The organism is Nocardiopsis trehalosi NBRC 14201 (assembly GCF_001552555.1).
Lineage (GTDB): Bacteria > Actinomycetota > Actinomycetes > Streptosporangiales > Streptosporangiaceae > Nocardiopsis_B > Nocardiopsis_B trehalosi.
Window position 1 is genome coordinate 19037 of record NZ_BCRK01000014.1, and the last position, 16601, is coordinate 35637.

The window sequence follows — 16601 nt, forward strand, 5'->3', positions numbered from 1 at the left end:
GGGCGGTGGCCCGGAGTCGCGGACGCGGCCTACTGCTTTCTCCCGGTCTGTCCTAGTCTGCAGTGCAAGGTCGACAATGGAGCTGTGTGGTGACGACAGAGGATACGGTCCCTGCGGCGTTCGCCGGAGAGCCCCCCCGCCCCGACGACGGTGACACGGCGGCGGCCCGCGTCGTCCTCGCCCGCCTCGCCGGCGCGCCGCTCGACCCCGCCGCCCGCGGCTGGGTGGCGGCGGCCCTGCTGGGCGACGGCGCCCTGGAGGCGTGCGCGCGCGGCGAGACCGTCTCGGTCCCGCCCGTCCCCGCCGACACCCGCCCCGAGACCCCCGCCGACGTCCCCGCCCGCCGCGGCTACCTCAGCCGGATCGAGGTGCAGGGCTTCCGCGGCATCGGCCGGCCCACCGCCCTGGACTTCCCGCCCGGCCCCGGCCTGACCGTCATCGTCGGCCGCAACGGGTCCGGCAAGTCGAGCTTCGCCGAGGCCGCCGAGGCCGCCCTGACCGGCCGCAACGTCCGCTGGGACGGCATGCCCGCCGCCTGGCGCGACGGCTGGCGCAACCTGCACTACGACGAGCACACCGAGGTCAGCGTCCACCTCCAGCTCGCCGGCGAGACCGCCCCGCTGCGCGTCACCCGCGTGTGGACCGGCGACAGCGTCCGCTCCGCGCGCGGCGAGGTCGTCCACCCCTCCGGCCGCACCACCCCGCTGCGCGGCCTCGGCTGGGACGCCGACCTCGCCCGCTACCGCCCGTTCCTCTCCTACGACGAACTGGGCCGCGCCGTCACCGGCCGCGCCGCGGAGCTCTACGACACCCTCACCGCCCTCCTCGGCCTCACCGGGCTCGCCGACGCCGAGCGCCGCCTCGCCAAGGCGTGCGACCGCCTCGCCAAGCAGCGCGACCGGCCCGGCCGCGACCTCGGCTACCTGGCCGAGCGCATGCGGGCCGCCACCGACCCGCGCGCCCGCCGCGCGGCCGACCTGCTCGCCGCGCCGTCGATCGACCTCGACCGGCTGGCCGCCATCGCCGCCGACGACGGCCCGGCGGACCCCGCCCGCCAGCTCGTCCTGCGCCGCCTGCGCCGCCTCTCGGTCCCCGAGCGCACGCTGCTGTCCGACGTCGTCAACGAACTGCGCGGCGCCGCCATGGAGCTGGCCATGGCCGAGGGCACCAAGGGCGACCGCGCCCGCGGCGTCGTGGAGCTGCTCCGCCAGGCCCTGGAGCACCACCGGCGCCACCCGGCCGAGCACGACTGCCCCACCTGCGGCGCCCCGGGCGCCATCGGCCCGCAGTGGGCCGACCGCGCCCGCGCCGAGATCGCCTCCCTGGACCGGGTCGCGGCCGGGGCCGCGGCCGCCTACGAGCGCGCCGACGCGGCCCGCGACCAGGCCCGCTTCCTCATGGCCCCCATGCCGTCCTGGCTGCCCGCCGACAGCGAGCTGGGCCGCGTCTGGGCCGAGTGGGAGGCGGGCGCGCACATCACCGACCTCGGCGAGCTGGCCCGGCACATCGAGACCGTGGGGCGGCGCCTGCGGTCCACCGCGATCGCCGCGCGCAAGGCGGCGGGGGAGAGCCTGGACGACCCCACCGACGGGTGGGGCGACCTCGCCGAGCAGCTCGCCGCCTGGGTCGACGACGCCCGGGGGGCCGTGCGCGCCCGCGAGACCCTGCGCCCGGCCGAGCAGGCGCTGACCTGGTTCACCGGGCTGGCCCGCGAGATCCGCGCCGAGCGGCTGCGCCCGCTGGCCGCGCAGGCCGAGCACGTGTGGCAGCGGCTGCGCCAGGAGCGCCGCATCGACCTGGAGGCGCTGCGGCTGGTGGGGCGCGGGGCGCAGCGGCGCGTCGCGGTCGACGTGGCCGTCGACGGCGCCGACACCGAGGGCAACGCGCCGGGCCTGCTCAGCCAGGGCGAGTTCCAGGCGCTGGCGCTGTCGATCTGCCTGCCGCGCACGCTGGTGCCGGGCAACCCGTTCGGGTTCCTGCTGCTGGACGACCCGGTGCAGGCCATGGACACCGAGACGGTCGAAGGGCTGTCGGCGGTCCTCGCCGAGGTGGGGCGGCACCGCCAGCTCGTGGTGTTCACCCACGACACGCGGCTGCCCGACGCGCTGCGCCGCCTGGGGCTGCCGGCCGCCATCCGCACCATCCACCGCGACGCGATGTCCAACGTGTGGGTGGCCGACCCGGGGTAGCGGCCCGCCCCGGCGGGCTCCGCCGGGGCCCGGGCGGGGCCGGAGTGGGGCTCCGCGCTCGATTTGGCAGAGCACCCCGCGCGCCCTGTATAGTCATGACCAACGCGAAGGGCGGAACCCCGGCAGGGGGAAAACCCGCGGCGCAGGCCCCTTTAGCTCAGTCGGCAGAGCGTCTCCATGGTAAGGAGAAGGTCTACGGTTCGATTCCGTAAAGGGGCTCCACCACTTGATTGAGGTTCCGGTCCCACTCAGGTGGGTGACCGGCGGCCATCGTGTTCGCCGGTCCGACCGGGTTCCGGTACCCTTGCGGGTGTCTCCGGTTTCCCGGACACAGGGCGGAGTAGCTCAGTCGGTAGAGCAAGCGGCTCATAATCGCTGTGTCGTCGGTTCAAGTCCGGCCTCCGCTACAACCTGCGCGGCCCCTGCATCTTCATACAGGGGCCATCGCGGGCGTTTTCCGATGTCCTTGTATCCAGCGAGAAAGGCACTCCGACGTGGCTGCCACTGACGTGAGGCCGAAGATCACCCTGGCCTGCCAGGAGTGCAAGCACCGTAACTACATCACGCGCAAGAACCGGCGGAACAACCCCGACCGGCTCTCGCTGAAGAAGTTCTGCCCGAACTGCCGGCAGCACTCCGAGCACCGCGAGACCCGCTAGCCCCCGCCCCAAGGCGAGACCGGCCGCAGCGGCCCGGTGTGACCTCACGCTTCGATAGCCCGGTGAGCGCCCAGCTCACCGGGCTATTAGTGTGTGAGGGCCCGGCCCGCCGCGCCGAGCCCCCCGTGACCACCACCGTGAGAGGCGACCGATGGCGATCAACCGTGACTACCTGGGGCGGGTGTACGAATCCCCGCAGCCCTACGAGGTGACCAGGGTCAAGATCCGCGAGTTCGCCGACGCCATCGGCGACCCCAACCCCGTCTACACCGACGCCGCCACCGCGCGCGCCGCCGGGTACGAGGACGTCATCGCCCCGCCGACCTTCCCCATCATCATGGCCATGGACGGCGCCGGGCAGGCCATCGTCGACCCCGACCTGCGGCTCGACTTCTCCATGGTGGTCCACGGCGACCAGGCGTTCCGGTACACCCGCCCGCTGCGCGCGGGCGACGTGGTCACCACCACGACCACCATCGCCGACATCAAGGCCCTCGGCGGCGACGAGCGGTTCACCCTGGAGAGTGAGATCCGCACCACCGGCGGCGAACTCGTCGTCACCTCCATGATCATGCTGGTGGTGCGCGGCGGCGCCGCCAAGGACCGCGACACCCAGGGGAGCGCCGCATGACCGCCACCGTCCGCTACGCCGACGTCGAGGTCGGCACCGAGCTGCCCGAGCAGGTCTACCCGGTGCGCCGCGTCGACCTCATCCGCTACGCGGGGGCCTCCGGCGACTTCAACCCCATCCACTGGAACGAGCGGTTCGCCAAGTCCGTCGGCCTGCCCGACGTCATCGCGCACGGCATGTTCAGCATGGCCGAGGCCGGGCGGCTCGTCACCGACTGGACCGGCGACCCCGGCGCGCTCGCCGAGTACTCCGTCCGCTTCTCCGCGCCCGTGATCGTCCCCGACGACGACAAGGGCGCCGAGATCACCGTCAGCGGCGTCGTCAAGCAGAAGCTGGACGACAACCGGGTGCGCGTCGACCTGACCGCCCGCTCCAACGGCGCCAAGGTGCTCGTCCGCGCCATCGCGATCGTCCGCCTGGCCTGACCGCCCGGCCGGCGGCGCCCCCGCCGCCGGCCCCGCCCCACCGAGGTAGCCCGTGTCCGCTGAACCCACCCGACCGGTCCCGCACGGCCCCGTCCGCCGGGGCGTCCACCTGGCCGACCACACCACGCTGCGCCTCGGCGGGCCTGCCGCCCGGTTCACCACCGCGCGCGACACCGGCGAACTCGTGGCCGCCGTCACCGCCGCCGACGCGGCGGGCGACCCGCTGCTCGTCCTCGGCGGCGGCAGCAACCTCGTGGTCGCCGACAGCGGGTTCCCCGGAACGGTCGTGCACGCCGACTCCCGCGGCGTCGCCACCGAGGCCGACGACGGCGAGCGCGTCCGCGTCCGCGCCGGCGCCGGCGTCGAGTGGGACCCGTTCGTGGCGCGCGCGGTGGACGAGGGCCTCAGCGGGGTGGAGTTCCTCTCCGGCATCCCCGGCCGCGTCGGCTCCACCCCGATCCAGAACGTCGGCGCCTACGGGCAGGACGTCAGCGAGACCATCGTCGAGGTGCTCGTACTCGACCGGCGCACCGGGGCCCTGCGCACCCTGGCCAACGCCGATTGCGGCTTCGGCTACCGCGACAGCGCCTTCAAGGGCGACGACCGCCACGTGGTCTGCGAGGTCGTGTTCGAACTCACCCGGTCGCGGCTCAGCCGCCCGATCCGCTACGCCGAGGTCGCCCGGGCGCTCGGCGCCTCGGCGGGCGACCGGGTGCCGCTGGCCGAGGCCCGCGCGACGGTGCTGGAGCTGCGCCGCGGCAAGGGCATGGTCCTCGACCCCGACGACCCCGACACCCGCAGCGCCGGATCGTTCTTCACCAACCCGGTACTCGGCCCCGACGCCTACGCCGACTTCCGCAAGCGCGCCGCCGAGCGGCTGGGCGGCGGCGTCGAGCCGCCCGCCCACCCCGGCCCCGACGGCAGCGTCAAGCTGTCGGCCGCGTGGCTCATCGACCGCGCGGGCTTCCCCAAGGGCTACGGGCGCGGCCCCGCGCGGATCTCCACCAAGCACACCCTGGCGCTCACCAACCCCGGTGGCGCCACGACCGCCGACCTGCTCGACCTCGCCCGCGAGGTGCGGGCGGGGGTCGCCGCGGCGTTCGGGGTCACCCTGGTCAACGAGCCCGTGCTCGTGGGCGCCGCGCTGTAGCGCGCCCGGGCGCGGGCGGGGCCCGCCCGGCCGCCCGCGGGTTAGCCGGCGGCCGGGTCGGCCCCGGCGGGCGGCGGCGCGGCCAGCCACGCGTCGACCCCCGCCAGCATCTCCTTCTTCCGCGCGTCCGGCGCCGCCGACCCCCGGATGGACATGCGGGCCAGCTCGGCGAGCTCGGGGTCGGTGAACCCGAACACCCGGCGGGCGATCTCGTACTGCTCGGCGAGCCGGGGGCCGAACAGCAGCGGGTCGTCGGTGCCCAGCGCGATCGGGGCCCCCGCCTCGAACAGCCGCCGCAGCGGGACGTGCTCGATCCGCTCGGCCACGCCCAGCGCGACGTTGGAGCTGGGGCAGACCTCCAGCGTGGTCTCCTGGGTGGCGATGCGCTCCAGCAGGTAGGGGTCCTCGACGGCGCGCACCCCGTGCCCGATCCGGTCGGCCGACAGGTCGTCCAGGCACTCGCGGACGCTGCGCGGCCCCTGCAGCTCGCCCCCGTGCGGGGCCGAGAGCAGGCCCGCGCGGCGCGCGATGCGGAACGCCCCCTCGAAGTCGAGCGCCCGGCCGCGCCGCTCGTCGTTGTTCAGGCCGAACGACACCACCCCCCGGTCGGCGTACTGCACGGCCAGCCGGGCCAGCGCCTTGGCGTCGAGCGGGTGCCGGGTGCGGTTGGCCGCCACCATGATCCCGATGCCGACCCCGGTGGCGGCCTCGGCGGCGCGGGCGGCGTCCAGCACCAGCTCCAGGGTCGCGGTGAGCCCGTCGAAGCGCGCCGCGTACCCGCTGGGGTCGACCTGGATCTCCAGCCACCCGGACCCGGCGGCGCGGTCGTCCTCGGCCGCCTCCAGCAGCAGCCGGTACATGTCGTCCGGCGTGCGCAGCACCGAGCGGGCAATGTCGTAGAGGCGCTGGAACCGGAACCAGCCGCGCTCGTCGGTCGCCCGCAGCTTGGGCGGCCATTCCGACACCAGGGCCTGCGGAAGCTGGACCCCGCGCCGCTCGGCGAGGTCGACCAGGGTGGGGTGCCGCATCGACCCGGTGAAGTGCAGGTGCAGATGGGCTTTTGGCAACTGGGCGATCGGGCGTTCCATGTCCTAAGGGTGCCCTACCGCGCCCGCGCGCGCCGCCGCGTCCGGCCGAAAAGGCGGCCGTGCGGGGCCGAGCGGCCCGAAGGGCTCCCCGGACGGCGCGAGGGGCGCCCCGGACCTCCGGGGCGCCCCTCGGCGCGGGCGGTGCGGCGGGGCCGTCAGCCGGCCTCGCCCAGCAGCTTCTGCAGCCGGCCGACGCCCTCGGCCAGGTCGGCGTCGCCCAGCGCGTAGGACAGCCGCAGGTAGCCCGGGGTGCCGAACGCCTCGCCCGGCACGACCGCGACCTCGGCCTGCTCCAGCACGAGTTCTGCCAGCTCCGCGGAGGTCTGCGGCCGCCGGCCGCGGATCTCCTTGCCCAGGACGCCCTTGACCGAGGGGTAGGCGTAGAACGCGCCCTGCGGCTCGGGGCAGAGCACCCCGGGGATCTCGTTGAGCATCCGCACGATGGTCTGCCGCCGCCGGTCGAACGCGGTGCGCATCTCGCCGACGGCGGAGAGGTCGCCGGAGACCGCGGCGAGCGCCGCCACCTGGGACACGTTGGCGACGTTGGAGGTGGCGTGCGACTGGAGGTTGCCGGCCGCCTTCACGACGTCCTTGGGGCCGATGATCCACCCCACGCGCCAGCCGGTCATGGCGTAGGTCTTGGCCACCCCGTTGACGACGACGGTGCGGTCGGCCAGCTCGGGGACCTCCACCGGCAGCGAGGTGAAGCGCGCGTCGCCGTACACCAGGTGCTCGTAGATCTCGTCGGTGAGCACCCACAGGCCGTGCTCGGCGGCCCACCGGCCGATCTCGCGCACCTGCTCCGGCGGGTAGACCGCGCCGGTCGGGTTGGACGGCGAGACGAACACCAGCACCTTGGAGCGGTCGGTACGGGCGGCCTCCAGCTGCTCCACGGTGGCCAGGTACCCGGTCGTCTCGTCGGTCACGACGTAGCGGGGGACGCCGCCGGCCAGCTTGATGGACTCCGGGTAGGTGGTCCAGTACGGGGCGATGACGATGACCTCGTCGCCCGGGTCGAGCAGGGTGGCGAACGCCTCGTAGATCGCCTGCTTGCCGCCGTTGGTCACCAGGATCTGGGCGGGGTCCACCTCGTAGCCGGAGTCGCGCAGCGTCTTGGCCGCCAGCGCCTCCTTCAGCTCGGGCAGGCCGCCGGCCGGCGTGTAGCGGTGGAAGCGCGGCTCGCGGCAGGCCTGCACCGCGGCCTCGACGATGTAGTCGGGGGTCGGGAAGTCGGGCTCCCCGGCGCCGAAGCCGATGACGGGGCGGCCGGCCGCCTTCATGGCCTTGGCCTTCGCGTCGACCGCCAGCGTCGCGGACTCGGAGATGCCGCCGATACGTGCGGAGATACGGGGTCGGTCAGTCATGCCCCCATGCTTTCACGTGGCGCTCCCCGCTTTCGCGGAAGGGCGGGGCCCACCGTCCCGGCTATTCCGGGTTGGTCCTCGGCGGCCACCTGGCATAGACTCGGGCAACCGATGGACCGGGGACGTCTCCCGCCGGGCCGCGCCGTATCCGCGCGCCCACGGACCGACTCCGGCTATGGTGGGAACCACGCGGTTCCGCTGAAGGGCAGTGGCTCAATTGGTAGAGCACCGGTCTCCAAAACCGGCGGTTGGGGGTTCGAGTCCCTCCTGCCCTGCGTAGGACACTTGGGCGAGCGCGCGCTCCGCTGGTCGGGGCGCCGCTCATTCAGGCAGTTCCGCCGGAATACCGCCAGCCGAACCGTCGACCCCTAAGGACCTCAGGTGACACAGACTGACGCCGACGCGAAGCCGGAGAAGGAGCGCAAGCGTCGTACCGGTCCGGTGACCTTCACCAAGCAGGTCGTCGGCGAGCTCCGCAAGGTCCGCTGGCCCACGCGCCGCGAACTCCTCACCTACACGGTCGTCGTGATCGTGTTCGTCGTCATCATGGTCGGCTACATCTCGCTGCTCGACTTCGGCTTCGGCGAGGCGGTCACCTGGGTCTACGGCCAGCTCGGCGCCCCCTCCACCGGTGCGGCGGCCGTCCCGCAGTGACGCCCCGTCCCGGAGCCCCGGGGACCGCACGGCCCCCCTCGCGGGGCCGCCTGGCCGCATCGCGCCCGCTGACACCGTAAGCTGGGCGGTAACCGGCATCGGCGCCATCGAATCCCCGCCCCGTCCAGGGCGCGCAGCCGCCGACCGCGCAACCGACGACAGAAAGAGCAGCCGTGTCCGAGTCCCCACTGACCTCTGACGACGTCCCCGCCGAGGAGCCGGATCAGTCGTCGGGTGAGGCCACCGCCCGGTCCGCCGACGCGGACCCCGGCGACCCGGCCCCCGAGGCCGTGGCCGACGACGCGGCGGACGGCGGCGAGGCCCCGGAGGCCGCGTCCGCTCCCGAGGACGCGTCCGGCGACGGCGACGAGCCCGACGACGTCGAGCCCGACGCGGCCGACGACACCGAGGACGGCGACGCCGAGGCCGACGCCGAGCCCGAGCTCCCCAAGCTCGACCCGGTCGAGGAGTTCAAGATCGAACTCCGCATGCTGCCGGGCGACTGGTACGTCGTGCACACCTACGCGGGCTACGAGAACCGCGTCAAGGCCAACGTCGAGAGCCGCACCCAGTCGCTCAACATGGAGGAGTACATCTTCCAGGTCGAGGTGCCCACGCAGGAGGTCACCGAGGTCAAGAGCGGCAAGCGGCAGCAGGTCACCGAGAAGGTGCTCCCCGGCTACGTGCTCGTCCGCATGGAGCTGACCGACGAGTCCTGGGCGGCCATCCGCAACACCCCCGGTGTCACCGGCTTCGTGGGCCTGTCCAACCGGCCCGCGCCGCTCAGCATCCAGGAGGTCGCCGACCTGCTGGCCCCCGAGCCCGAGGTCGCCCCGGAGCAGGCCAAGAAGGAGAAGGCCGAGACCCGCTCCGACGTCGCCTACGACATCGGCGAGTCCGTCACGGTCATGGAGGGCCCGTTCGCCACGCTGCCCGCGACGGTGAGCGAGATCAACCCCGACACCCAGAAGCTCAAGGTGCTCGTCTCCATCTTCGGCCGCGAGACCCCGGTCGAGCTGGCGTTCAACCAGGTCTCCAAGATCTGACGGGTGCGGCCATCGGCAGATGGCGCGTAGACTTGACGGGTCCGCCTCTTCGAGGCGGGCCCGTCGTGCCCCGCTCCGGCGGGGCTTATTCGCGCCCCGTCCGGGTCCCGGCGGGCGCGGCCCTCCACACCGTGGAGACGGGTCGGCCCCCACTCCCCACGCGCGGTGGCACGCGCGCGGGCGAAGGGCCCACATCCAAATCGCGAACCAGGCAAAGGACCCGAAATGCCTCCGAAGAAGAAGATCGCGGCACTCGTCAAAGTGCAGCTCCCCGCCGGCCAGGCGACCCCGGCGCCGCCCGTCGGTACCGCCCTCGGTCCGCACGGCGTCAACATCATGGACTTCTGCAAGCAGTACAACGCTGCGACCGAAGCCCAGCGCGGCAGCGTCATCCCCGTAGAGATCACCATCTACGAGGACCGCTCGTTCACCTTCGTCACCAAGACGCCGCCGGCGCCGAAGCTCATCCTCAAGGCCGCAGGCCTGGAGAAGGGCGCCACGGACCCCAGCCGCAGCGTCGCCGGCTCCATCTCCATGGACCAGGTGCGCGAGATCGCGCAGACCAAGCTCCCCGACCTGAACACCGACGACGTCGAGGCCGCCACCAAGATCGTCGCCGGCACCGCCCGCTCCATGGGCATCGAGGTCAAGTAGCAGGTCCCAGGTCACCCGTGGCAGGGCCAGGCGCTGGTCCGGACCACACGTCTCACAGGAGATCCACGTGAAGCGCAGCAAGAACTTCCGCAAAGCGGCCGAGCAGATCGACCGCGACCGGCTGTACGCCCCCGCCGAGGCCGTGAAGCTGGCCAAGGAGAGCAGCTCCACCAAGTTCGACTCGACCGTCGAGGTCGCCCTGCGGCTGGGCGTCGACCCCCGCAAGGCCGACCAGATGGTCCGCGGCACCGTCAACCTGCCCCACGGCACCGGCAAGACCGCCCGGGTCCTGGTCTTCGCGACCGGTGACCGTGCCGAGCAGGCCCGCGCCGCGGGCGCCGACTTCGTCGGTGACGACGACCTGGTCGAGGAGATCCAGAAGGGCTTCCTCGACTTCGACGCCGTCGTCGCCACCCCGGACCTCATGGGCAAGGTCGGCCGCCTCGGCCGGGTGCTCGGTCCGCGCGGCCTCATGCCGAACCCGAAGACCGGCACCGTCACCCCCGACGTCGCCAAGGCCGTCACCGAGATCAAGGGCGGCAAGATCGAGTTCCGGGTGGACCGGCACGGCAACCTGCACTTCATCATCGGCAAGACGTCGTTCGGCGAGGAGCAGCTCCTCGAGAACTACGCCGCCGCTCTGGACGAGGTGCTGCGGCTCAAGCCGTCCGCCGCGAAGGGCCGCTACATCCGCAAGGCCACGGTGACCACCACCATGGGCCCGGGCATCCCGGTCGACCCGAACGTCACCCGCGTCGCGGCCGCCTGACCCGATCGCTCCACCGCCGGCGCCCCGGTCCGTTCCCGGACCGGGGCGCCGCCGTGTGCGGGCCGTGTGCCGGGTCCGGGGCCGGCCGTTCCGGCGCGTGGCGCGACCACTCTCGGGCATCGCCTACGATGGGAGACGCCGAAGACCGCCGGTCGCCACCCAACGGGTGGCCCAAGGTCCCATGCGAATGGGCGGCCCGCGCAGGTGTGATGTGAGCAGTGGTGGACTCCGCCCCCGTTCTCCGGGTGGCCGGCCGCCGATGCCCCGTGCGCCCGCGCCCGGGGCTTTTCGTTTTCCCACCGCCGCCCGCACCGTGGGGCCCTGGACGATCCGGCGTTCACTGTTGGAAGGAGTCCCATGGCGAGGCCGGACAAGGCAGCCGCGGTCGCCGAGCTCACGGAGGAGTTCCAGAGCTCGCAGGGCGCCGTGCTGACCGAATACCGGGGGCTCAGTGTGGCGCAGCTCACCGAGCTGCGCCGTAGCCTCGGCCAGAACGCGCGATTCCGCATCGTCAAGAACACGCTGAGCAAGATCGCCGCCGACGAGGCCGGTCTTGACAAGCAGGTCCAGGACCTGTTCGAGGGCCCCTCCGCCATCGCCTTCGTCCGCGGTGACGTGGTCGAGGCCGCCAAGGGCCTGCGTGACTTCTCGAAGGCGAACGCGCCGCTGGTGATCAAGGGCGGCGTCATCGACGGCAAGGCGATGAGCCCCGACGAGATCAACCGGCTGGCCGATCTCGAGTCCCGCGAGGTCATCCTCGCGAAGCTGGCCGGCGCGCTCAAGGCCAAGCAGGGCCAGGCCGCCGCGCTGTTCCAGGCTCTGCCGAGCAAGGCCGTGCGGCTCGCCCAGGCGCTGCACGACAAGCGTTCGTCCGAAGCCTAAGAAACCCCGTCACACCTGTCGGCGCCGCCCGCGCGCCGGTGAGTCTGGCTCGGCCCGGCGCCGCGGAGCGCCCGTGCCGTGAGAGAAAGAGAGACCGCAACCATGGCGAAGCTCAGCACCGAAGAGCTGCTCAGCGCGTTCGAGGAGATGACCCTCCTGGAGCTGGCGGACTTCGTGAAGGAGTTCGAGACCAAGTTCGACGTCACCGCCGCCGCCCCGGCCGCGGTCGTGGCCGCCGCCGGTGGCGGCGAGGCCGCCCCCGCCGAGGAGGAGAAGGACGAGTTCGACGTCGTCCTCGAGGCCGCCGGCGACAAGAAGATCCAGGTCATCAAGGAGGTCCGCGGCCTCACGAGCCTGGGCCTCAAGGAGGCCAAGGACCTCGTCGACAACGCCCCGAAGCCGCTGCTGGAGGGTGTCAACAAGGAGACCGCCGAGAAGGCCAAGGCCGCCCTCGAGGGCGCCGGCGCCACGGTCACCCTGAAGTAGGCAGTCCGGCCGCCGTCCCCGACGGCGCCCACCGCAAGGGCGGTCCCCCCGGGGGCCGCCCTTCGCCGTGTCCCGGGTGGATCGAATTCGCTGCGGATGAACCGCGTCTCCTGGTATCACTGCGGTATCACGTTGTTTATAGTCGGGACATGGCGATGACACTGCGGCTGACCGAAAGAGAGACCGAGCTGCTGCGGGCCCAGGCCGAGGCGGAGGGGCGGAGCATGCAGCAGGTCATGCGCTCGGCCTTGGAGGAGTACGTCGACCGGCGCACGGTCGACGACCGTGTGGCGCGCGCGACCGACGAGAGCGTCGCGAAGTGGTCGGGCCTTCTCCGGAGGCTCGGGGAGTGACCATCCACCTCACACTGGAGCACGTCCTCGGTATCGCCGAGAAGGTGCTCGGCGCCGAGCCGAAGGTGCGCGATCTCGGTCTGCTGGAGTCGGCCGTCCACCGGCCGACCGCAGAGATGTTCGGGAGGGAGCTCTACCCCGACCTCCACCTCAAGGCGGCGGCGCTCCTGCAGTCGATCGGCACGAACCACGCGCTGTTCGACGGCAACAAGCGATTGGCATGGGCGGCGATGGACGTCTTCCTCGCCGTCAACGGACGCGAGGTCGTCACCGATGAGGACGCGGCGTACGACTTCGTGATCGCCGTGGTGACCAGTGAGCTGTCCGATGTCTCCGCGATCGCCGATGTCCTTAGGTCGTGGACCTAGGTGTCTCGCCCCCGGCACGGTCCCGGACCCAACAGGCATTCCCCGTTGTCTGGTGGCTCACACCACATGGGGGCTGTGGGACCTCTCACGGCGGCGGAATCCCCCCATACACGGGACACGGGCTTGACGGATCCGCCGGTTGGGGCGATGCTGCGTGGTGTCGTGACTGACCCGGGGGGACGTTGTTGGACAGCGGTGTAGTATTCGGCTACACTGCCCTTTTGCGCTGCCCTTTGACGTTCCCTGTGCCGGTGTCCGTGCGTGGAGCCTGATTCTTCGCGAAGAGTCGGCCCGAACGCCCGTTCTCCAGCCCGAGACCCGCCGACCTGCCTCGGTGGATCTCCGTACTTCCTCAGGGACGTCCGGCGTGCGCGCGCATCAACCGCCACAAGCCTTCGGAAGGACCCCTGTTGGCAGCCTCGCGCAACGCCTCCGCTAACGCCCTTGGTCCGAACCGCGTCTCCTTCGCTCGCATTCAGGAACCACTCGAGGTCCCCAATCTTCTCGCCCTGCAGACCGAGTCCTTCGACTGGCTGCTCGGTAACGAGAAGTGGCGTACCCGGGTCGAGGCCGCTCGTAACGCCGGCCGCAAGGACGTTCCGGAGCAGTCCGGCCTCGAGGAGATCTTCGAGGAGATCAGTCCCATCGAGGACTTCTCGGGCACCATGTCGCTCTCGTTCCGCGACCACCGGTTCGAGCCGCCCAAGTACTCCGAAGAGGAGTGCAAGGACAAGGACATGACCTACTCCGCCCCGATGTTCGTCACGGCGGAGTTCATCAACAACGACACCGGTGAGATCAAGAGCCAGACCGTCTTCATGGGCGACTTCCCGCTCATGACGGTCAAGGGCACCTTCATCGTCAACGGCACCGAGCGCGTCGTCGTGTCGCAGCTGGTCCGCTCGCCCGGCGTGTACTTCGACCGCCAGGTCGACAAGACCTCCGACAAGGACCTCTACGGCTGCAAGGTCATCCCGTCGCGCGGCGCGTGGCTGGAGTTCGAGGTCGACAAGCGCGACTTCGTGGGCGTCCGCATCGACCGCAAGCGCAAGCAGGGCGTCACCGTGCTGCTGAAGGCGCTCGGCTGGACCACCGACCAGATCCTGGAGCGCTTCGGCCAGTACGAGTCCATCCGCAACACGCTGGAGAAGGACCCCACCGCCGGCACCGACGACGCGCTGCTGGACATCTACCGCAAGCTGCGTCCGGGCGAGCCGCCGACCAAGGAGTCCGCGCAGGCCCTTCTGGAGAACCTGTACTTCAACCCCAAGCGCTACGACCTCGCCAAGGTCGGCCGCTACAAGATCAACAAGAAGCTCGGTGTCGAGGCCGAGTTCACGCAGGGCACCCTGACCGAGGACGACATCGTCGCCACGATCGACTACCTCGTCCGGCTGCACGCCGGCGAGGACACCCTGGAGACCACCCACGGTCCCCGGCCGATCGAGACCGACGACATCGACCACTTCGGCAACCGCCGCGTGCGCACCGTCGGCGAGCTCATCCAGAACCAGGTCCGCCTGGGCCTCGCCCGCATGGAGCGCGTCGTCCGCGAGCGCATGACCACGCAGGACGTCGAGGCCATCACGCCGCAGACCCTCATCAACATCCGGCCGGTCGTCGCCTCCATCAAGGAGTTCTTCGGCACCAGCCAGTCGTCGCAGTTCATGGACCAGACCAACCCGCTCGCGGGCCTGACCAACAAGCGCCGCCTCTCGGCGCTGGGTCCGGGCGGTCTCTCCCGTGAGCGCGCCGGGTTCGAGGTCCGCGACGTCCACCCGTCCCACTACGGCCGCATGTGCCCGATCGAGACCCCTGAAGGCCCGAACATCGGCCTCATCGGCTCGCTCGCCGGGTACGGCCGGGTCAACTCCTTCGGGTTCGTCGAGACCCCGTACCGCAAGGTCGTCGAGGGCCGCGTCACCGACGAGGTCAGCTACCTGACCGCCGACGAAGAGGACCGCTTCGTCATCGCGCAGGCCAACACCCCGGTCGGCCCCGACGGCACCTTCACCGACGACCGCGTCCTGGTCCGCCGCAAGGGCGGCGAGTTCGAGGCCGTCGCCGCGGGCGAGGTCGACTACATGGACGTGTCGCCGCGCCAGATGGTGTCGGTCGCCACCGCCATGATCCCGTTCCTGGAGCACGACGACGCCAACCGCGCGCTCATGGGCTCCAACATGCAGCGCCAGGCAGTGCCGCTGCTCCGCGCCGAGTCGCCGTTCGTCGGCACCGGCATGGAGTACCGCGCCGCCACCGACGCCGGTGACGTCGTCCTCGCCGAGAAGGCCGGCGTGGTCGAGGACGTCACCGCCGACTACGTCACCGTCATGGCCGACGACGGCACGCGCAAGACCTACCGCCTGGGCAAGTTCCGCCGGAGCAACCAGGGCACCTGCTTCAACCAGCGCCCCATCGTCGACGAGGGGCAGCGGGTCGAGGAGAACCAGGTCCTGGCCGACGGCCCGTCCACCGACCAGGGCGAGATGTCGCTGGGCAAGAACCTGCTCGTCGCGTACATGTCCTGGGAGGGCCACAACTACGAGGACGCGATCGTCCTCTCCCAGCGCCTGGTGCAGGACGACGTCATGTCCTCGATCCACATCGAGGAGCACGAGGTCGACGCCCGCGACACCAAGCTGGGCCCCGAGGAGATCACCCGCGAGATCCCCAACGTCAGCGAGGAGGTCCTGGCCGACCTCGACGACCGCGGGATCATCCGGATCGGCGCCGAGGTCGTCGACGGCGACATCCTCGTCGGCAAGGTCACGCCCAAGGGCGAGACCGAGCTCACCCCGGAGGAGCGCCTGCTGCGCGCCATCTTCGGCGAGAAGGCCCGCGAGGTCCGCGACACCTCCCTGAAGGTGCCGCACGGCGAGTCCGGCAAGGTCATCGGCGTGCGCGTGTTCAGCCGCGACGAGGGCGACGAGCTGCCCCCGGGCGTCAACGAGCTGGTCCGCGTCTACGTCGCGCAGAAGCGCAAGATCACCGACGGCGACAAGCTGGCCGGCCGCCACGGCAACAAGGGCGTCATCGCCAAGATCCTCCCGCAGGAGGACATGCCGTTCATGGAGGACGGCACCCCGGTCGACATCGTCCTCAACCCGCTCGGCGTGCCGGGCCGGATGAACGTCGGGCAGATCCTGGAGATCCACCTCGGCTGGCTCGCCAAGAACGGCTGGAAGGTCGAGGGCGACGACGCCGAGTGGAAGCGCGCCATGCGCGAGATCGGCGCCGACGACATCCCGCCGGGCACCCGCGTCGCCACCCCGGTGTTCGACGGCCTGCGCGAGGACGAGATCGGCGGCCTGCTCGGCTCCAGCCTGCCCAACGAGGACGGCGTCCGGCTGGTCAACGAGCACGGCAAGGCGCGGCTGTTCGACGGCCGCACGGGCGAGCCGTTCGCCGAGCCGATCGCGGTGGGCTACACCTACTTCCTGAAGCTGCACCACCTGGTCGACGACAAGATCCACGCGCGGTCCACCGGACCGTACTCGATGATCACCCAGCAGCCGCTGGGTGGCAAGGCGCAGTTCGGCGGTCAGCGCTTCGGCGAGATGGAGGTCTGGGCGCTCGAGGCGTACGGCGCCGCCTACGCCCTCCAGGAGCTGCTCACCATCAAGTCCGACGACGTCTTGGGCCGGGTCAAGGTCTACGAGGCCATCGTCAAGGGCGAGAACATCCCCGAGCCGGGCATCCCCGAGTCGTTCAAGGTGCTCATCAAGGAGATGCAGTCGCTCTGTCTGAACGTGGAGGTGCTGTCCAGTGACGGTATGTCCATCGAGATGCGGGACACCGACGAGGACGTCTTCCGCGCGGCGGAAGAACTGGGAATCGACCTGGGGCGGCGCGAGCCGAGCAGTGTCGAAGAGGTCTAACTTCC

The 16601-nt window shown here is 71.7% G+C and carries 16 protein-coding genes and 3 tRNA genes; 17 read left to right on the forward strand and 2 right to left on the reverse strand.

Features of this window, described 5'->3' with window-relative positions; genetic code table 11:
* Positions 1-86 precede the first annotated feature (86 nt).
* The 7 genes from NT8_RS04415 to NT8_RS04445 all read left to right on the forward strand — a co-directional run bounded on the left by NT8_RS04415 (position 87) and on the right by NT8_RS04445 (position 5054).
* Positions 87-2189, forward strand: coding sequence for an AAA family ATPase (locus NT8_RS04415; protein WP_067964521.1), 2103 nt, complete (start codon positions 87-89; stop codon positions 2187-2189).
* A 146-nt stretch (positions 2190-2335) separates the two neighbouring features.
* Positions 2336-2411: transfer RNA gene (locus NT8_RS04420), tRNA-Thr, on the forward strand.
* 112 nt (positions 2412-2523) lie between these two features.
* Positions 2524-2596: transfer RNA gene (locus NT8_RS04425), tRNA-Met, on the forward strand.
* Between the two features lie 87 nt (positions 2597-2683).
* Positions 2684-2848 (forward strand): 50S ribosomal protein L33, encoded by a 165-nt coding sequence (gene rpmG / locus NT8_RS04430; protein ID WP_067964523.1) that lies wholly within the window; start codon positions 2684-2686, stop codon positions 2846-2848.
* A gap of 151 nt (positions 2849-2999) precedes the next feature.
* Entirely contained in the window at positions 3000-3479 is a 480-nt protein-coding gene (locus tag NT8_RS04435; protein WP_067964525.1) for a MaoC family dehydratase N-terminal domain-containing protein, read from the forward strand.
* Entirely contained in the window at positions 3476-3904 is a 429-nt protein-coding gene (locus NT8_RS04440; RefSeq protein ID WP_067964526.1) for a MaoC family dehydratase, read from the forward strand. The genes NT8_RS04435 and NT8_RS04440 overlap by 4 nt, the downstream gene beginning before the upstream one ends.
* Before the next feature lie 52 nt (positions 3905-3956).
* Positions 3957-5054: a UDP-N-acetylmuramate dehydrogenase gene (locus NT8_RS04445; RefSeq protein WP_084468639.1), complete on the forward strand. Its 1098-nt coding sequence runs from the start codon at positions 3957-3959 to the stop codon at positions 5052-5054.
* A 41-nt stretch (positions 5055-5095) separates the two neighbouring features.
* Here NT8_RS04445 and NT8_RS04450 read toward each other — a convergent pair whose 3' ends face one another.
* Complete coding sequence (locus NT8_RS04450) at positions 5096-6142, reverse strand: adenosine deaminase (RefSeq protein ID WP_067964528.1); 1047 nt, start codon at positions 6140-6142, stop codon at positions 5096-5098.
* 155 nt (positions 6143-6297) lie between these two features.
* Positions 6298-7506 carry a pyridoxal phosphate-dependent aminotransferase gene (locus NT8_RS04455; protein WP_067964529.1) on the reverse strand — a complete coding sequence of 403 codons (1209 nt, stop codon included), beginning with the start codon at positions 7504-7506 and terminating at the stop codon, positions 6298-6300.
* A 202-nt stretch (positions 7507-7708) separates the two neighbouring features.
* Between NT8_RS04455 and NT8_RS04460 the strand changes: the two genes are divergently transcribed.
* The 10 genes from NT8_RS04460 (at position 7709) to rpoB (ending at position 16596) form a co-directional block, all read left to right on the forward strand.
* Positions 7709-7781 (forward strand) — tRNA-Trp (locus NT8_RS04460).
* A 106-nt stretch (positions 7782-7887) separates the two neighbouring features.
* A complete protein-coding gene (gene secE / locus NT8_RS04465; RefSeq protein ID WP_067964531.1) occupies positions 7888-8160 on the forward strand; it encodes a preprotein translocase subunit SecE in 273 nt (90 codons plus the stop codon).
* Between the two features lie 173 nt (positions 8161-8333).
* Positions 8334-9206 carry a transcription termination/antitermination protein NusG gene (gene nusG, locus NT8_RS04470; RefSeq protein WP_067964533.1) on the forward strand — a complete coding sequence of 291 codons (873 nt, stop codon included), beginning with the start codon at positions 8334-8336 and terminating at the stop codon, positions 9204-9206.
* A gap of 225 nt (positions 9207-9431) precedes the next feature.
* Complete coding sequence (gene rplK, locus NT8_RS04475) at positions 9432-9860, forward strand: 50S ribosomal protein L11 (RefSeq protein WP_067964535.1); 429 nt, start codon at positions 9432-9434, stop codon at positions 9858-9860.
* Between the two features lie 67 nt (positions 9861-9927).
* Complete coding sequence (gene rplA / locus NT8_RS04480) at positions 9928-10629, forward strand: 50S ribosomal protein L1 (RefSeq protein WP_067964538.1); 702 nt, start codon at positions 9928-9930, stop codon at positions 10627-10629.
* 357 nt (positions 10630-10986) lie between these two features.
* A complete protein-coding gene (rplJ, locus tag NT8_RS04485; protein WP_067964540.1) occupies positions 10987-11511 on the forward strand; it encodes a 50S ribosomal protein L10 in 525 nt (174 codons plus the stop codon).
* A gap of 102 nt (positions 11512-11613) precedes the next feature.
* Entirely contained in the window at positions 11614-11997 is a 384-nt protein-coding gene (rplL, locus tag NT8_RS04490) for a 50S ribosomal protein L7/L12 (protein WP_067964543.1), read from the forward strand.
* 149 nt (positions 11998-12146) lie between these two features.
* Complete coding sequence (locus NT8_RS04495; protein ID WP_067964544.1) at positions 12147-12350, forward strand: DUF6290 family protein; 204 nt, start codon at positions 12147-12149, stop codon at positions 12348-12350.
* Positions 12347-12718 carry a type II toxin-antitoxin system death-on-curing family toxin gene (locus tag NT8_RS04500; protein ID WP_067964546.1) on the forward strand — a complete coding sequence of 124 codons (372 nt, stop codon included), beginning with the start codon at positions 12347-12349 and terminating at the stop codon, positions 12716-12718. The genes NT8_RS04495 and NT8_RS04500 overlap by 4 nt, the downstream gene beginning before the upstream one ends.
* Positions 12719-13128: 410 nt before the next feature.
* Positions 13129-16596 (forward strand): DNA-directed RNA polymerase subunit beta, encoded by a 3468-nt coding sequence (rpoB, locus tag NT8_RS04505; protein WP_067964549.1) that lies wholly within the window; start codon positions 13129-13131, stop codon positions 16594-16596.
* Positions 16597-16601: the final 5 nt, after the last annotated feature.

Coding starts and splice junctions, on each gene's coding strand:
- NT8_RS04435 (WP_067964525.1), top strand. CDS start 3,000: ATGGCGATCAACCGTGACTACCTGGGGCGGGTGTACGAATCCCCGCAG.
- NT8_RS04440 (WP_067964526.1), top strand. CDS start 3,476: ATGACCGCCACCGTCCGCTACGCCGACGTCGAGGTCGGCACCGAGCTG.
- NT8_RS04450 (WP_067964528.1), bottom strand. CDS start 6,142: ATGGAACGCCCGATCGCCCAGTTGCCAAAAGCCCATCTGCACCTGCAC.
- NT8_RS04455 (WP_067964529.1), bottom strand. CDS start 7,506: ATGACTGACCGACCCCGTATCTCCGCACGTATCGGCGGCATCTCCGAG.
- rplK (WP_067964535.1), top strand. CDS start 9,432: ATGCCTCCGAAGAAGAAGATCGCGGCACTCGTCAAAGTGCAGCTCCCC.
- rplJ (WP_067964540.1), top strand. CDS start 10,987: ATGGCGAGGCCGGACAAGGCAGCCGCGGTCGCCGAGCTCACGGAGGAG.
- rplL (WP_067964543.1), top strand. CDS start 11,614: ATGGCGAAGCTCAGCACCGAAGAGCTGCTCAGCGCGTTCGAGGAGATG.
- NT8_RS04495 (WP_067964544.1), top strand. CDS start 12,147: ATGGCGATGACACTGCGGCTGACCGAAAGAGAGACCGAGCTGCTGCGG.